At 69.5% G+C, this 14294-nt stretch carries 17 protein-coding genes; 9 read left to right on the forward strand and 8 right to left on the reverse strand.

All coding sequences use genetic code 11. The features are described 5' to 3' along the window. Positions 1 to 44: 44 nt before the first annotated feature. Genes KQ310_RS08995 through KQ310_RS09005 form a run of 3 tightly spaced genes read right to left on the reverse strand, consistent with a single transcriptional unit; the run spans position 45 to position 2564 of the window. A complete protein-coding gene (locus tag KQ310_RS08995) occupies positions 45 to 950 on the reverse strand; it encodes an MlaD family protein (protein WP_259721410.1) in 906 nt (301 codons plus the stop codon). After that, complete coding sequence (locus KQ310_RS09000; protein WP_259721411.1) at positions 947 to 1657, reverse strand: ABC transporter permease; 711 nt, start codon at positions 1655 to 1657, stop codon at positions 947 to 949. The genes KQ310_RS08995 and KQ310_RS09000 overlap by 4 nt, the downstream gene beginning before the upstream one ends. 22 nt (positions 1658 to 1679) lie before the next feature. Then, a complete protein-coding gene (locus tag KQ310_RS09005; RefSeq protein WP_259721412.1) occupies positions 1680 to 2564 on the reverse strand; it encodes a PfkB family carbohydrate kinase in 885 nt (294 codons plus the stop codon). Positions 2565 to 2615: 51 nt separating this feature from the next. Between KQ310_RS09005 and KQ310_RS09010 the strand changes: the two genes are divergently transcribed. Both KQ310_RS09010 and KQ310_RS09015 read left to right on the forward strand, forming a co-directional pair. Next, complete coding sequence (locus KQ310_RS09010) at positions 2616 to 2918, forward strand: hypothetical protein (RefSeq protein WP_259721413.1); 303 nt, start codon at positions 2616 to 2618, stop codon at positions 2916 to 2918. After that, positions 2902 to 3117: a hypothetical protein gene (locus KQ310_RS09015; protein ID WP_259721414.1), complete on the forward strand. Its 216-nt coding sequence runs from the start codon at positions 2902 to 2904 to the stop codon at positions 3115 to 3117. The genes KQ310_RS09010 and KQ310_RS09015 overlap by 17 nt, the downstream gene beginning before the upstream one ends. A gap of 14 nt (positions 3118 to 3131) precedes the next feature. On the opposite strand, the gene KQ310_RS09020 is transcribed toward KQ310_RS09015, so the two are convergent. Then, positions 3132 to 4598, reverse strand: coding sequence for an FAD-linked oxidase C-terminal domain-containing protein (locus KQ310_RS09020; RefSeq protein WP_259721415.1), 1467 nt, complete (start codon positions 4596 to 4598; stop codon positions 3132 to 3134). Positions 4599 to 4773: 175 nt separating this feature from the next. On the opposite strand from KQ310_RS09020, the gene hemL reads away from it, so the two are divergent. After that, positions 4774 to 6102, forward strand: coding sequence for a glutamate-1-semialdehyde 2,1-aminomutase (gene hemL, locus KQ310_RS09025; RefSeq protein ID WP_259721416.1), 1329 nt, complete (start codon positions 4774 to 4776; stop codon positions 6100 to 6102). A gap of 66 nt (positions 6103 to 6168) precedes the next feature. Here the strand turns inward: hemL and KQ310_RS09030 are convergent, their stop codons facing one another. Further along, the gene (locus KQ310_RS09030; RefSeq protein WP_197170480.1) at positions 6169 to 6423 is read right to left on the reverse strand and encodes a Nif11-like leader peptide family natural product precursor; all 255 of its coding nucleotides are present in this window, start codon (positions 6421 to 6423) and stop codon (positions 6169 to 6171) included. A gap of 185 nt (positions 6424 to 6608) precedes the next feature. Here KQ310_RS09030 and KQ310_RS09035 point away from each other — a divergent pair, with 185 nt between their 5' ends. The 5 genes from KQ310_RS09035 to KQ310_RS09055 all read left to right on the forward strand — a co-directional run bounded on the left by KQ310_RS09035 (position 6609) and on the right by KQ310_RS09055 (position 10912). Then, complete coding sequence (locus KQ310_RS09035) at positions 6609 to 8015, forward strand: NAD(P)/FAD-dependent oxidoreductase (RefSeq protein WP_259721417.1); 1407 nt, start codon at positions 6609 to 6611, stop codon at positions 8013 to 8015. A 69-nt stretch (positions 8016 to 8084) separates the two neighbouring features. Beyond that, complete coding sequence (locus KQ310_RS09040; protein WP_259721418.1) at positions 8085 to 8654, forward strand: DoxX family protein; 570 nt, start codon at positions 8085 to 8087, stop codon at positions 8652 to 8654. A 4-nt stretch (positions 8655 to 8658) separates the two neighbouring features. Then, positions 8659 to 8904 (forward strand): hypothetical protein, encoded by a 246-nt coding sequence (locus tag KQ310_RS09045; RefSeq protein ID WP_259721419.1) that lies wholly within the window; start codon positions 8659 to 8661, stop codon positions 8902 to 8904. 11 nt (positions 8905 to 8915) lie between these two features. Further along, positions 8916 to 9158, forward strand: coding sequence for a hypothetical protein (locus KQ310_RS09050; protein ID WP_259721420.1), 243 nt, complete (start codon positions 8916 to 8918; stop codon positions 9156 to 9158). A 74-nt stretch (positions 9159 to 9232) separates the two neighbouring features. Continuing rightward, positions 9233 to 10912, forward strand: coding sequence for a TolC family protein (locus KQ310_RS09055; protein WP_259721421.1), 1680 nt, complete (start codon positions 9233 to 9235; stop codon positions 10910 to 10912). Here the strand turns inward: KQ310_RS09055 and KQ310_RS09060 are convergent. From KQ310_RS09060 to KQ310_RS09070, 3 genes are read right to left on the reverse strand one after another with little or no spacing between them, the layout of a single operon-like run. Beyond that, positions 10840 to 11106: a hypothetical protein gene (locus KQ310_RS09060; RefSeq protein WP_259721422.1), complete on the reverse strand. Its 267-nt coding sequence runs from the start codon at positions 11104 to 11106 to the stop codon at positions 10840 to 10842. The two genes, KQ310_RS09055 and KQ310_RS09060, sit on opposite strands and share 73 nt — an antisense overlap. Then, positions 11103 to 12431: a biotin/lipoyl-binding protein gene (locus tag KQ310_RS09065; protein ID WP_259721423.1), complete on the reverse strand. Its 1329-nt coding sequence runs from the start codon at positions 12429 to 12431 to the stop codon at positions 11103 to 11105. Before KQ310_RS09065 ends, KQ310_RS09060 begins: the two co-directional genes overlap by 4 nt. Positions 12432 to 12448: 17 nt before the next feature. Beyond that, the gene (locus tag KQ310_RS09070; protein WP_399238013.1) at positions 12449 to 13267 is read right to left on the reverse strand and encodes an SDR family NAD(P)-dependent oxidoreductase; all 819 of its coding nucleotides are present in this window, start codon (positions 13265 to 13267) and stop codon (positions 12449 to 12451) included. A gap of 56 nt (positions 13268 to 13323) precedes the next feature. Between KQ310_RS09070 and KQ310_RS09075 the strand changes: the two genes are divergently transcribed. Then, positions 13324 to 14286 (forward strand): DMT family transporter, encoded by a 963-nt coding sequence (locus tag KQ310_RS09075; protein ID WP_259721424.1) that lies wholly within the window; start codon positions 13324 to 13326, stop codon positions 14284 to 14286. Positions 14287 to 14294: the final 8 nt, after the last annotated feature.

Consider the following 14294-nt stretch of genomic DNA (forward strand, 5'->3'; position numbering starts at 1 on the left):
TCAATCCCGGAGATCTTCCCATGCCTCCCCAGTCGGTTGCCGCGTCAGTTGGCTGTTTTGTCGGATGGATCTGCCTTGCTGGGAGGACTGACCAGAGGACTGGCCGGTTCCGGTTCGGCTGGTGAGTCGACCAGCAGGGGAGCGGCGAACATCTGCAGCAGGCGATTGGTGCCGGCGGTGAAGCGGCGGATCTCGCGCAGGGCTCCCACCAGTTCTGGTGTGGTCGTCTGCAGCACCTGATCGACCCGGCTGGAGGTCAGCCCCAGCTCAGCGCCCGTGCGCTGGTAGGCGCGCAGGGTGTCGCGGGTCAAGGCCGCCGTGCTGCCGGTCTCACGGTCGAGGGTGCCGGCCAGGCGACTCACATCCGCCAGTGTGCCGTTGAAGCGTCCGATCGCGCCGGGCAGGTCCTTCTCCACCACCTTCACGGTGCTCTGCAGGGTGTGATCCAGCTGCAGGCGTGTCTGGGCCAGCTCCTGCAGGAGATTGGCCACATTGGTGGGTGGGTCGTAGGGGATCAGCAGATCGCTGCGCACGGCCGCAGAGCCAGGCGGCCTCGGATCGGGGGAGATCGCGATTTCGCTGTCGCCGATCACGCCGGGCCGGGTGCCGTAGGCGCGGCTGCGTGGGCCCAGCAGCGAGCGATAGCGCCCCACGATGCGCAGATCCACCACCACCACACCATCCGGCCCGAGCTGCACCCGATCCACCCGGCCGATGCGATAGCCCGAGAGGGTCACATGCACCCCTGGCCAGATGCCGGTGGCATCGCTGGTCCGCAGGCGCGCTTCAAAGCTGTTGCGCCAGCGCAGCTGTTCGACAAGCATGCCGCGCATCACCCAGCCGCCCATCAGCAAGGCGCCGAGCAGGACGAGCCAGCCCAGACGGCTGACCACCGGTCGATCGAGTCGTGCCGGGGGGCGGTCAGGGGTGGCGGTCAGAGGCTCTGTCATCGCACGATTCCGTGGATCGGGTCGATCAGGGTGATCCAGGCCGCCTCCAGGGCGATCACCATCAGAAAGCACTCCGGGATGGCATCGGCGATCAGGCGGGGCAATTCCTCGAGAGACGACTGCAGCCGGCGGCCCTTGCGCAGGCACAGCGCTTCGGCCGCGACGGCAAACAGGGCCGTGCGCAGCAGGGTCTGCACCAGATCAGCCGGGCTGATCTGCCCCACCAGCTCGCTCAGCTGCCCCGCGGCATCGATCCGTGGAGTGGCCACCACACCGGCCAGCAGGACGGAGCCCACGAAGTAAGGCAGCAGCAGCATCGCCGTGATCGCCGCCGCGGCCAGTTCCCTCCAAAGGCGCGGACCGCCGGCATCGGGCGGTTCACCCCGCTGCATCTGGTGCCAGCGGTGCCGCGCCGCCAGACCCACCCGCAGCGGTGCCGAACGACTGATCCAGATCAGGTTCACCCCCACCGGCCCGAAGATCTGAAGCGTGCCGATCATCAGGGCCTGCAGGCTGAGGTTGCTGTTCTGGCCCAGGGCGCTCGAGACCATGGTGGTGAGGCCGTAGCCGAGGCTGGCGCCCACCAGCACCGCCAGCGGCGCCGCTTCGGCCAGCTCCTGGCGGATCCGCACCAGCATCCGATCGCCGATGGCTTGTGGGCGTACCAGGATGCCATGGCCGCCAAAGCAACTGCGCTGCCGCGGCATGCACCGGGTCAGCCGAGACGTGTCAGCAGAGCCGCAGCTGGGTGGCATAGGGGCCCAGCCCGTCGAGGCAGGCCCGGCCGCAGTGGCAACCGAGGCTGAGCGCGGCGGCCAGGGACCAACCGGCGGCCAGGCCGGCACTAACACCGGCGGCGAAGCTGTCACCGGCTCCGTAGCTGTCGACCACGGGCTGCAGCTGGGGTAGGGCCTGGAAACGCCCGCCTGGTCTGCAGTGGCCACCGGCGGCGCCTTCGGTGCCGATCCAAAGGGCCGGGGCTGGATCGATCGAATTCGGCGGCAACTGCTCGCCAGGGTCAAGGGCGCTGCCGATCAGGGCATCGAGAGGCACGCCCGCCTGCTGCAGCACCGGCAGCTGCAGCCGCGGCGTGGCCGCCAGCCACGACGCCCGCCGAGCCAGGCGCAGGGCCTCCGGATCGGCCGCGGTGACGAACACCCCCCGCATCGCCGCCAGCCGAGCCCAGGGCAGGGGATCGCTGGCTCTGGGCGCGAGTCGCTCGCCGATCACGCAGATGCTGCGTTCACCGCTGGCATCGCTGAAGCTCATGCCCCGGCGGGTGGGGGCATCGCGCCAGGCCACGTGCAACTCCAGCCCCAGGGCTTCGAGCCGTTCGGCGGCCTGCAGCCCGACGCGATCGCGGCCGAGTGCGGTGAAGAAGGGCACACGGGCGCCGGTGAGCCGGGCCAGCTGCACCGCCAGCACGGCCCCTCCGCCAGCGGGTTCCTCCGCGAAGGCGCTGGCATGCTGAATCACTCCGGGGCGGGGCCATTGCGTCAGCCCCAGGAAGCTCACCACCTCCACATGGCCCACCACCGCCACGGGCAGGCACGGCAGGTCAGTGAGCGGCAGATCTGAGAGCGGCAGGGCAGCGAGCGGCAGCGGTTCGATCACGGAGCCGTGGTTTGCTGGTTAAGAACGACGCAGCACCGATTCAGGGCACCCATGGCCTGTCCTACCTGCGGCAGCTGGGCGGTACGCGCCGATCGCAGTCTGGCGGGCCGCATGGTGTGTGGCCGCTGCGGTCGTCCCCTCACCGGCACGGTGGTGGAGCTGGCGCCGCATCGCCGCCGGCGTCGCGGCTGGCTGCGGTGGATGCCGCGCCTGCCGCGCATCACCCTGAGGCGGCGCTGGTGGGCTCTGATCGCCCTGCTGACGATCTCCGCCCTGCTGGCGGCGCTTCCTGAACAGCCTTCGCGCCCCCGTTCCCCCTCCCCGCGCAGCGCCCCCGATGCCCCCCTCTCCTGACCCCAGCTCCACCCGAGCTGTCACCCTGGCCAGGTTCGCGGTGCGCTGCCTGCGGATTGGCGCCAGCAGTGTGGCCTTGGTGGCGTTGGTACGGCAGCAGTGGATCGGGGCGGCCTGCTTCGCGGCGGCCTGGCTGCTGACGCTGCAGGCGCAGCGCTGGCTGCCCGAGCCGCTGGAGGCTCAGCCACCGAACGGCTGACTGTCACACCCTGATCAGAAGGCTGCCACCGGCAGCGTCACCCCCTCCTGCTGCAGCCGCACCTGGCGTCGCATCGATTCCCCGCAGCTGCGGGGGGTGGGGAAGATCTTGCCGGGATTGGCCAGACCCTGGGGATCGAAGGCACGCCGCACCAGTTGCATCGTGGCCAGATCGTCGGGGGCGAACATCCAGTCGAGATAGCAGCGCTTGTCGTTGCCGACGCCGTGCTCGCCGGTGATGCTGCCGCCGGCCTCGATGCAGAGGCGAAGGATGTCGGCGCCGAGCTGCTGCACCCGGTCGCTCACGCCAGGGTCGTCGGCACGGTAGAGGATCAGCGGATGAAGGTTGCCGTCTCCGGCGTGGAACACGTTGGCCACCGGCAGCCCGTACTGGCACGCCAGCCGCTCGATCGCCGCCAGCACCGAGGGCAGGGCACTGCGCGGCACCACGCCGTCCTGCACGTAGTAGGTGGGTGTGATCCGGCCCACGGCTGCAAAGGCACTCTTGCGGCCCTTCCAGAGCAGGGCCCTGTCGGCCTCATCGGTGGCCTGGCGGATCGTGCGGGCGCCGGCCTGGCGGCAGAGCGCGCCGGCCAGCTCCACCGCCGCGCTCACCTCCCGCTCCTGGCCATCGAGTTCGATCAGCAGCACCGCCGCTGCATCGCGCGGGTACTCATCGCGGCCGAACAGATCGTCCACGGCGTTGACCGTGAAGTTGTCCATGATCTCCATCCCCGCCGGCAGCACACCGGCCGCCGTGACCAGGCGGACCGCCTCACCCGCCGCCTCCATCGAGGCGAAGTCGGCCAGGAGCACGGCCACGCTCTGGGGAGCGCGCAGCAGGCGCAGGGTGATGGCCGTGGCGATGCCGAGGGTGCCTTCACTGCCGATGAAGGCGCCGCGCAGGTCGAGTTCGGGCTGTTCGGCCAGGTCACCGCCCAGCCTGGTGATCGTGCCGTCCGGCAGCACCACCTCCAGCGCCAGCACGTGGTTGCTGGTGACGCCGTATTTGAGGCAGTGCACCCCGCCGGAGTTCTCGGCCACGTTGCCGCCGATCGAGCAGACCACCTGGCTGGAGGGATCGGGGGCGTAATAGAAACCGTCACCGGCCACGGCCCGGGTCACCCAGCTGTTGATCACGCCGGGCTGCACGGTGACCTGGCGGTTGTCGAGATCCACCTGCAGGATCGAGCGCATCCGGCTGGTGGCCACCACCAGCGCCTCCTGTTCGGCCACGGCGCCGCCGGAGAGGCCGGTGCCACTGCCCCGGGCCACGAAGGGGATCTGCCCCTGGTCGCAGAGGCGCAGCAGTGCCGCCACCTGCTCGGTGGTCTCGGGCAGCACCACCAGAGGGGGCTGGTGGCGGTGCAGGGTGAGGCCGTCGCTGTCGTAGGCCAGGAGCTCCTGCCGCCGTGCCACCACTGCCCGCGCCGGCAGGAGGCGGCGGCATTGCCGTTCCAGAGCGGCCCAGTCGATCGTCACACGCCCCTGTCAGCCACCAAGAACTTACCGAGGCTGCACGCGGGGGTTCCGTTCTGGGTCAGGATGGAGATCATTCCTGCGGTGTCGGGGAACACGACCCGTGGCAGCTTCCCCGCCGAAGCGCCACCTGATCGCTCCTGTCCGCCGGATTCTTCCACCGTTTTCGGACTCCGCCTTGACCTCGGCCTCCACCACGGCTCCCGCATCGGCTCCGGCCCTGAACACCACCCGTTCGGAGGAGCTCTTCGCCGCCGCCCAGACGCTGATGCCCGGCGGGGTCAGCTCGCCGGTACGGGCCTTCCGCTCCGTCGGTGGCCAACCGATTTTCTTCGATCGGGTCAAGGGGGCCTATGCCTGGGATGTGGACGGCAACCGCTATGTCGATTACATCGGCAGCTGGGGTCCGGCGATCTGTGGCCACGCCCATCCCGAGGTGATCGCAGCCCTGCATGAGGCCCTCGACAAGGGCACCAGCTTCGGTGCCCCCTGCGCCCTGGAGAACACCCTGGCGGAGCTGGTGATCGAGGCCGTGCCGTCGGTCGAGATGGTGCGCTTCGTGAACAGCGGCACCGAGGCCTGCATGTCGGTGTTGCGCCTGATCCGGGCCTTCACGGGCCGCGAGAAGATCATTAAGTTCGAGGGCTGTTACCACGGCCACGCGGACATGTTCCTGGTCAAGGCCGGCTCCGGTGTGGCCACCCTCGGCCTGCCCGATTCCCCCGGGGTGCCGCGCAGCACCACCGCCAACACCCTCACCGCTCCCTACAACGACCTGGAGGCGGTGAAGGAGCTGTTCGCTGCCAATGCCGGCGAAATCGCCGGCGTGATCCTGGAGCCGGTGGTGGGCAACGCCGGCTTCATCACCCCCGAGCCGGGCTTCCTTGAGGGCCTGCGCGAACTCACCAAGGAGCACGGCGCCCTGCTGGTGTTCGACGAGGTGATGACCGGTTTCCGGATCAGCTACGGCGGCGCCCAGGCCCGTTTCGGGGTCACCCCGGATCTCACCACGATGGGCAAGGTGATCGGCGGTGGCCTGCCGGTGGGTGCCTACGGCGGCCGCGCCGACATCATGGCGATGGTGGCTCCGGCTGGTCCGATGTATCAGGCGGGCACCCTGAGCGGCAACCCCCTGGCGATGACCGCCGGCATCAAGACCCTGGAGTTGCTCAAGCAACCCGGCACCTACGAGCGGCTCGAGACGATCACCAAGCGCCTCTCGGACGGCATTCAGCAGGGCGCCCGCGATGCCGGGCTGCCGATCACCGGTGGATCGATCAGCGCCATGTTTGGCTTCTTTCTCTGTGAGGGGCCGGTGCGCAATTTCGAAGACGCCAAGGCCGCCGACACGGTGCGCTTCGGCAGGCTGCACCGCGCCATGCTCGAGCGGGGCTTCTACCTGGCCCCCAGCGCCTTCGAGGCCGGCTTCACCTCCCTGGCCCACAGCGACGCCGACATCGACGCCACGATCGCCGCATTCCGCGAGAGCTTCGCGGCGATCGCCTGAGGCCTGTTGGGCTGCATGAATCGGCTGGATCCCTGGGGGCTCAGCCGGAGCTCAGGCAGCCTGAGCTCAGTCTTTGTCTGTGGCGCCGAAGCAGACCATCAGGGCATCGGCCCAGCTGTTGATGCCCTCGAGATGGTGATCGGGGGTCTCAGCGACTGCGCGAGCCTGCTCCCGCAGCAACGTGGTCTTGGAGATCGTGTCGCCCTGTTCTGCAGCGATCGCCACCACCTCGTCAAGACCGTTGGCGGCGTGCACCTTGTCCCGCAGGGCAGGGTCAGCGGCGAGACGGGCGGTGAAGGAGCGCAGGGCGGCCAGGGTCATGGCGGAACAGGAGAGGTCGGCCCCAGCATGGCCAAGGATTCGCGGCTCGACCGGCTACACCGCTCGACCGTTGCATCCGCTCCAACGCTGCGCCGCTTGTCACTGTGCCGCCTGACCGCAGCCGGTGACATGGAACAGACCGATCCGGATGGCGTGAATAGGTTGCGCTCAGTGGCTGGACGCCGATGGCGAAGGAACGCTTCTTCCTGGAACTCGAGCCCGCCGACGCCAGCCTCAAGGATTGCCCCCATGTGGTGATCGTGGGTGGAGGCTTCGCCGGTCTCAAGGCAGCCCACGTGCTGGCCCGCCAGCCGGTGCGGGTCACGCTGATCGACAAGCGCAACTTCAACCTCTTCCAGCCGCTGCTCTACCAGGTGGCCACGGGCCTGGTGTCCGAGGCGGACGTGGCCTCACCGCTGCGGCAGATGGTGGGCCAGGCCCCCAACGTGCAGGTGCTGCTGGGGGAGGTGGTGGATCTTGATCCGGTGGCGCAGGAGGTGGTGTTCAACGACCGCCGCTACCGCTACGACCACCTCATCCTGGCCGCCGGATCGGGCAGCACCTACTTCGGCCATGAGGAGTGGCGCCCACTGGCGCCGCCAATGAAGATCCTCGAGCACGCCGATGAGATCCGCCGTCGCCTGCTTGAGGCCATGGAGGAGGCGGAGCAGACCCCCGATCCAGAGCGTCGCCGCCTGCTGCAGTCTGTGGTGGTGATCGGCGGCGGGCCCAGCGGCTGCGAACTGGCCGGCTCGGTGATCGCGCTGATGGGCCATGCGATCGCCCGGGATTTTCGCCAGCTCGATCCGGCCGACACCCGCGTCACCCTGGTGGACCCCGGCGATCGGCTGCTGCGGGCCATGCATCCGAGTCTGTCGCGCCAGGCGGGCGACTACCTGCGCGGGGTGGGGGTGGAGCTGCTGCTGGGCGGGCGGGTGCAAAGCATCGAGGCGGATCGGGTGGTGGTGGGCACGGCCGCGGGCGAGCAGACCATCGAGGCGGCCACGATCTGCTGGACCGCCGGTGTGCGCGCCTCCCACCTGGGCCGGCTGTTGGCGGAACGCTGCGGCTGCCCGGTGGATCGGGGCGGCCGGGTGGTGGTGGAGCCGGATTTCTCCGTGCCGGGGCACCCGGAGATCCGTGTGGTGGGTGACCTCTGCTCCTACAGCCACACCGCCGATGGCAAGCCGCTGCCGGGCATGGCCGGCCCGGCCGTTCAGATGGGCGGCTGGGTGGCCCGCGACCTGCTGGCGATCAGCCGCGGCAGCCGCCATGCTGCCCCATTCCAGTGGCTGGATCTGGGCAGCATGGCGGTGCTGGGCCCCCTCCACGCCGTGGCCGACCTGCGCGGCCTGCGGGTGAGCGGCCCCCTGGGCTGGTTGCTGTGGGGGCTGGCCCACCTGGCCTTCATGCCCGACAGCGAAAACCGCCTGACCCTGCTCACCAAATGGCTCTGGCAGATCGCCACCCGCGAGCGCGCCGCCCTGCTGATCACCGGCCGCGCCAATCAGCACCTGCAGGTGGAGGTGGGTCTGGAGCGGCGGGAGGCGGAGGGGAAGCCGGAAAGTGCACCGGAAAGCAGCGCCGAATGAGGACATGACGCCACAGCGTGATCGGCCGGAGGCCGCCTGTTCCTGCGGGGTGAGCGGGTTCTCCCTACGGTGGCTGCAAACCCGGCCCGCCCCCTGAGCGCCATGGAGCTCACCATCCTCGAATGGCTGCCCGTGGCCCTGCCGGCCTGGCTCGCCACAGCTGCGGTGTGGCTGGCGGGGGATTCCGGCCTGTTGCCCTGGGCCCTGCTGCTGCTGCGTCTGTTCCTGGGGGTGGCCTTCATCCGCCACGGCTGGCCCAAGCTGCGCCATCTGGATACCTGGGCACGGGCGCTGAACACGCCGGTGTGGCTCTGCTTTCTCTCCGCCTTCTCGATGTGGGGCTCGGGCATCGCCCTGCTGCCGGGGCTGTTCACGCCCCTGGCGGCTCTGGCCATCCTGGTGTCGATGGCCTACGCGATGGTGCTGGAGATTGCCAAGGGCACGCCCTTCATCGCCCCGGATCCCTATCAGATCCCTGCCGGCGACTACGCCGGGCCCGGTGGGGTGGGGGAGCCGCCCAGCTGGGAGAAGGCCGCCGTCTATGTGGTGATGGGGTTGGTGCTGATCTGCGCTGGCGGCGGCGCCCTCTCGCTCGACAATCTGCTGATCGCCGACCTGATCGAGGCGGCCCTCGACTGAGCCCATGCCCGCGTCGCTCCGCTTCTGGGTGTATGGCCCCTGGGCCGCTGCCAGCTTTGTGGGGGTTGTGGCCGTGCGCCTGCTCCGCGCCGACGACGAAAGCCTCCACCCCCATGGCTGGGGCCTGGTGGGAAGCGCGATGATCTGCTTCTCGATCGGCTGCGTGGCCAAGCTCTCCTGGGAGCTGGCCCGGGCCAACCAGCGCCTGGCCGAGGAGCGCCGGATGCTCGAACGTCTCACCTCCCGCTGATCCCCTGCCCGATGCTCCCGAACCGGTTGCTCCTGGTGGTCACCCTGCCCTGGCTGGCGGCGGCTCTGGTGGTGCTGCTGGCCTTGCGGCAACGGGACACCAGCCTCCGCTGGGACTGGGGGCTGTTCGGCAGTGGGGCCATCTGTTTCTCGATCGGCTGCCTGGCCCGCACCAGCGCGATGGTGGCCGGAGCTTCCCGCGATGGCTCCAGCGGCCCCGGCACGCCACCGTCACCGCCGCCGCCGTCGTCGTGATCGACGCTGGTGGGAAGGAGTGCCGCCCTCGTCGTCGCCGCCGTGGCTGGTTGCTTTCTGGGCTGATCACACAGGTGCTGATCGCGCCAGTGCTGCTCGCCCCGGGTCTGGCGGCGGCGGCCGCGGGCCTGCCGCCCCCCTCGGAGCTGTTGCTGCGCAGCCTGGAGCGCTTCGAGCGGGATGCAGCCGCCCTGGATCAGGTGGTTCCCGCCGGCGAGGTCGACCCCGCCGGTCTGCCTGGCTCGGCTGGTGGCGATGGCCTCAGCCCCGCCGAGCAGGGCCTGCTTGAGCAATTGGCCGCCCCTGCACCGGCAACGATTCCAGCCGCTGCCGTCGCCGTGACGATCGAGCAGGAGGTGCGCCTCAGCCTGCCCGTTGCTCTGGCGCTGGCCCTGCGCAACAGCCCGGCCCTGGCCCAGGAGGTTGCCAGCGTGCAGGAGCGCCGACAGTGGCTCCGCTCGGTGCGCGGCCGCTTCTGGCCGGAGCTGTGGCTGGAGCTCGGCGGCGGTGGCCGCCAGATGGCCAGCTACAACAAGGTGTGGCAAGACAACGCTGCTCTTTACCCAGCCGGATCGCCCTTTCTGGTGGATCCAAACGGCTGGAACCGGATCCGGGAGAACCAGCTGCTGGGCACCGCTGCTCTGGCGCTGCGCTGGGACCTGGTGAACTTCGAGCGGGGCGCCGCCCTGTCGGAGAATCGCCAGGAGCTTGAGGCGGCAGAACACCGCTACGCCAACCGCCTGCGCCAGCTGCAACTGGAGGTGAGCCTCAGCTTCTATTCCCTCCAGCTCGCCCAGCAGCTGCGGCGGATCCGCCAGGCCGTGGTCGACAACGATTCGGCCGTCTTGGCGGAGGTGATCGCCCTGGAGGGCAGTGGCCTGGTGCCCCGGCTCGATCGGCTGCGGGCCGAGGCCGCCCTGCAGCAGAGCCGTTACCGGCTGGCCCAGACCGAAGCCCAGCGGCGCAGCCGCCAGCGGCAGCTCAGCAACCTGCTGAACGTGCCCTTCACCGTGACCCTCACCACACCGGAGGCGGTGCGGCTGCAGCCCCCCTGGCCCCTGGATCTGGAGCGCACCGTGGTGGCGGGCTTCCGCGATAACCCGGAACTGCTCGCCCTGCAGGCTGCCCGTCAGGCCCTGCTGCGCCAGGCCGACCGCCGTGCCGCCGAGCTGCTGCCGCAGTTGCGCCTCTACGCCCGGGCCGGCTACGGCGAGGGGATTGCGGACAAGCCCGAGATCGAGCTGCGCGGCTGCTGCGCGGCCACCAACATCCCGCAGCTCTATCAGCAGAACGGCGCCTGGGAGGCGGGGCTGGAGCTGCGCTGGCGCCTGTTCGACGCCGGGGTGAGCAGCGGCGCTGCCGGAGCCAGCCGAGCTGCCGCCGACCGCACCACCCAGGCCCTGGCCGAGGGGCGCAATGCCATCCGCCAGCGGTTGGAGGCCGCCTTCTTCGATCACCGGGCCGCCCTTGAGCAGATCCTGGCGGCGCGGGCTTCCTATGGCTCCGCCCGCGAGGCCTTCCGGGATGTGCGGGCCCGCTACCAGCTCGGGCTGGCCAACTACACCGATGTGAGCGACACGATCCGCCTGCTCACCCAGGCGATGGAGGGGGTGGCCGAATCGATCACCCTGGCCAACGGCAGTTACGCCCAGCTGCTGCGGGAGCTGCTGCCGGTGCCGGATCAGCCCGGAGCCCCGGTGTCGCTGCCGCTGGTGCTGCCGGCCGCTGCCGCAGGGGAGTCGACGGGCTCCTGAGGTCCCTGCGGCGCCCTGGAACGCTCGCCGCGTCGTGCCTGCCAGGCCAGGAAGCGCCAGAGCAGCAGCAGCAGTAAGACCGCAAACCAGAACCACACCTCTGGAGCGTTGGCATGCAGCAGCACCACCAACAGGGCGATCTCCACGATCAGCAACGGCAGTTCCCGGCCCAGCGGCGAGCTGGACAGCTTCATGGCAGGGTTCCCCGCTGGCGCAGGGCCGGCACGTCCTGGCGCTCCTGGCCGAGGTTGCGGTAGGAGCCGGTGAGATCGCGAAACACCGGCAGCAGATAGCTGATCGGCGTCCGCCATTCCACGTATCCATGGGCCCGCAGCGTGAGCCCGGCACGGATCGGGAACACCGTGCTGCCGCGCGACAGGGTCCAGCGGTAACCGGCGGAGCTGGGGTCACTGCTGTCGGGGTCACTGTTGTTGGGGTCACTGCTGTTGGGGGCAGTGCTGCCGTCGGAGTTGAGCAGGATGTCGACTCGCATCACCGGACCGCGCTCTACAAGGGCCTCGGCCAGCTGGGGATTGCCCAGGGTGGTGTCGATATCCTCCCGGGTGGCCGGCAGCAGCCCCACCAGCTTCACCCGGCCAGTGATCCCCCCGAAGCGGCCGCGCTCATTCCAGTCGGGCACCACCTCCATCGGCAGCGGCGGCCGCAGCCGGCGGGCATCGGCCGGGGCGAAGTAGGCCACGGCCTTCAGGGGACCCTCCTCACCCTCGGCCAGGGTGCCGAGACGCTGGCCTGGTTTGACCGACTGGCCCCGCACCACCTGCAGATCCAGCAGGGTGCCATCACGATCCGCCAGCAGGGTGCCGTCGTAGGCCAGGCGGGCACGCAGCACCCGCAGGCTGCGGCGGCTGTCCTCAATCCCGTAGCGGCGCCGTTGCCGCTCCGTTTCGATCTCGAGCTTCACCTTCTCGAAGGCATCAAGGGCCTCCTTCTCGCGGATGCGCACGGTCTCGATCGCCACCGCCAGCTGGGTGCTGCGGTCTTCCGTGGCCACCACCTCCTCGGCCAGGGGTGCCACCACCCGTCGCTGGGCCAGCAGGCGGAAATCGGCCGCCTTCTGGTCGTAGGTGCGGCGCAAGGCCCCCAGCCGCTCCTCCTCCCGCCGCAGATTGGTCACCGCCGTGTCCCGCACCCGCCCCGCCGCCGCCAGCCGGATCCGGTCGCGGCGGCTCAGGTCGGCATCGATGCTCTCCAGCTCGCGCAGATCCCGCTCCTGCCGCTGCACCTCCTGCTCCAGGGCCGGCAGATCAAGGCGGAACAGCACTGTGCCGCGCCGCACCCGCTCCCCTACCCGCACCGGGATCGCCAGGATCTGACCCTCGGCGCGGGCGTCCACCACCCGGGCGGCGTTGGGCACGATGAACACCCCCCTGCCCCGCACCTCGGTGGGAACCGGCCAGAACAGCACCCAGGCCGCCGTGAGCAAGGCGACCCCGCCCTGGGCCAGCAGCACCTTTCCTTCCGGATCGGCGACCTGGCTCCCCAGCCAACCGCGCGTCATCTGTTGCTGATGCCGGTTCAGAGGCCCGGGCTGCTCTGCATGATGCCGCCATCGGCGAAGATCGTGGTGGCGGTGATGTAACTGGCGTCGTCGCTGGCCAGGAACGCCACCACATTGGCCACCTCCTCCGGCCGGGCCATGCGCCCCAGGGGAATGGCGGCATCCAGTTTCGCCAGCAACTCCGGGTTGTTCATCGTGGAGTCGTTGATCGGGGTGGCCACGGCGCCGGGACCCACGTTCACCAGGGTGATGCCGTGGGGGGCCAGTTCCAGGGCGGCGGTGCGGGTGAGCATGCGCATGCCGCCCTTGGCCAGGCAGTAGGGGGTGTTGTTCGGCATCGGCCAGTCTTCGTGCACCGAGGAGATGTTGATGATGCGGCCGCCGCCGCCCTGGGCGATCATCTGTTGGGCGGCGTACTGGGTGGCGAAGAACACACCGCGCAGATTCACATCGAGCACCTTGTCGTAGTCGTCGGGTGTGGTGGTGAGAATCGAGGTGCGGGTTTCGATGCCGGCGTTGTTCACCATCACATCCAGGCGGCCGTATTTCTCCACCGCCGCCTTCACCAGGCCCTGAAGATCATCGAGCTTCGAGACATCCGCCTGCACCCCATAGCTGCTGCCGCCGAAGGCGCCGATTTCCCGTTCGATCTCTTCGGTGGCCTCGGGATGGGAGCGGTAGTCGATCACCACCTTGGCGCCGCGATGGGCCAGGGCTTCCACGATCGCCTTGCCGATGCCGCTGTTCCCGCCGGTGACGATCGCCACCTTGCCTTCCAGCAGGTGGGCCAGGCTGCGGGCGGCTTCAGGATTGGCGGTGTTGGTCACAGTACCCACGGGTGACAGGGATGCCCTTGACGGTAAGCATGGGGCGATGGTGCGGCCCTGTGGCGGTGGCGACTGTGACTACATCCACACCCCCCCAACGGGTGGAGACCACGATGGGCTCGTTGATGCTGGGTTCCGGCCTGCTGGTGCTCGCCTTTCTGGCGAACACCGCCCAGAGTGCCTTCGGCAAGGCCCTCGGCAGCGGCATGGGGGCGATGCAGTTCACCTGGCTCACCTTCGTGATCGCCCTTGGGCTGATCCTGCCCTGGCTGCTCTTGCGGGGCGGGCGGGATCTGCGCACCAGCGTTCTGCATCTGCATGTGCTGCGCAGCTGCACCGGCTTGGCTGGATTCTTCCTGTTCATCACCGCGGCTCGGCTGGTGAATCTGGTCAATGCCAATGTGCTGCTGAACACCACGCCCCTGTTCATCCCCCTGCTGGCCTTGCTGGTGCTCGGTCAGCAGGTGCCCCGCGCCCTGTGGTGGTGCCTCGCGATCGGCTTCGCCGGGATGGTGATCGTGGTGCAGCCGAATGCCTCTCTTCTCACCCGTCCGGGTGATCTGCTCGGGCTGGCGGCCGGTCTGCTCTGCGCGGTGGAGTTTCTGGCCGTGAAGCGGCTGGACCAGAGCGAATCGCCGCTCACCCAGATGGCCTACTTCCTGATCATCGGCAGCATCGGCGCCACCGTGGCGGTGCTCGGGCCCTTGCGGCCGGCCGGCGTTGGCGCAGGATTGCTCAGCGGCATCGATTCGTCTCAGTGGGTCACGGTCGTGGCATCGGGCGCTTGCCTGGCCTGTTTTCAGTTCCTGTTGATCAAGGCCTACACCTATGCCGAACCGGGGGCGATCGGCGCCTTTCAGTATTCATCGGTCGTGTTTGCCGGTCTGATCGGTTGGATCTGGTTCGCCGAACAACCCACCCCACCAGTGTGGTTCGGCACCGCGCTGATCACCCTGGGTGGCGTGCTCAGCATCGTGCTGCAGCGGCCCGCAGCGGCCGTTCACCCCGCTTCAGGCACAGAAGCATGAGCCGGTCC

Origin of the sequence: Synechococcus sp. CS-1328 (genome assembly GCF_025128095.1) — a bacterium.
Classification (GTDB): domain Bacteria; phylum Cyanobacteriota; class Cyanobacteriia; order PCC-6307; family Cyanobiaceae; genus CBW1002.

What these genes read in the sequence shown, in the direction of transcription:
- KQ310_RS09000 (WP_259721411.1), bottom strand. Translation starts at nt 1,657, where the DNA reads ATGCCGCGGCAGCGCAGTTGCTTTGGCGGCCATGGCATCCTGGTACGC.
- KQ310_RS08995 (WP_259721410.1), bottom strand. Translation starts at nt 950, where the DNA reads ATGACAGAGCCTCTGACCGCCACCCCTGACCGCCCCCCGGCACGACTC.
- KQ310_RS09060 (WP_259721422.1), bottom strand. Translation starts at nt 11,106, where the DNA reads ATGAAGCTGTCCAGCTCGCCGCTGGGCCGGGAACTGCCGTTGCTGATC.
- KQ310_RS09010 (WP_259721413.1), top strand. Translation starts at nt 2,616, where the DNA reads ATGGCCTGTCCTACCTGCGGCAGCTGGGCGGTACGCGCCGATCGCAGT.
- KQ310_RS09045 (WP_259721419.1), top strand. Translation starts at nt 8,659, where the DNA reads ATGCCCGCGTCGCTCCGCTTCTGGGTGTATGGCCCCTGGGCCGCTGCC.
- KQ310_RS09050 (WP_259721420.1), top strand. Translation starts at nt 8,916, where the DNA reads ATGCTCCCGAACCGGTTGCTCCTGGTGGTCACCCTGCCCTGGCTGGCG.
- KQ310_RS09030 (WP_197170480.1), bottom strand. Translation starts at nt 6,423, where the DNA reads ATGACCCTGGCCGCCCTGCGCTCCTTCACCGCCCGTCTCGCCGCTGAC.
- KQ310_RS09015 (WP_259721414.1), top strand. Translation starts at nt 2,902, where the DNA reads ATGCCCCCCTCTCCTGACCCCAGCTCCACCCGAGCTGTCACCCTGGCC.
- KQ310_RS09035 (WP_259721417.1), top strand. Translation starts at nt 6,609, where the DNA reads ATGGCGAAGGAACGCTTCTTCCTGGAACTCGAGCCCGCCGACGCCAGC.
- KQ310_RS09065 (WP_259721423.1), bottom strand. Translation starts at nt 12,431, where the DNA reads ATGACGCGCGGTTGGCTGGGGAGCCAGGTCGCCGATCCGGAAGGAAAG.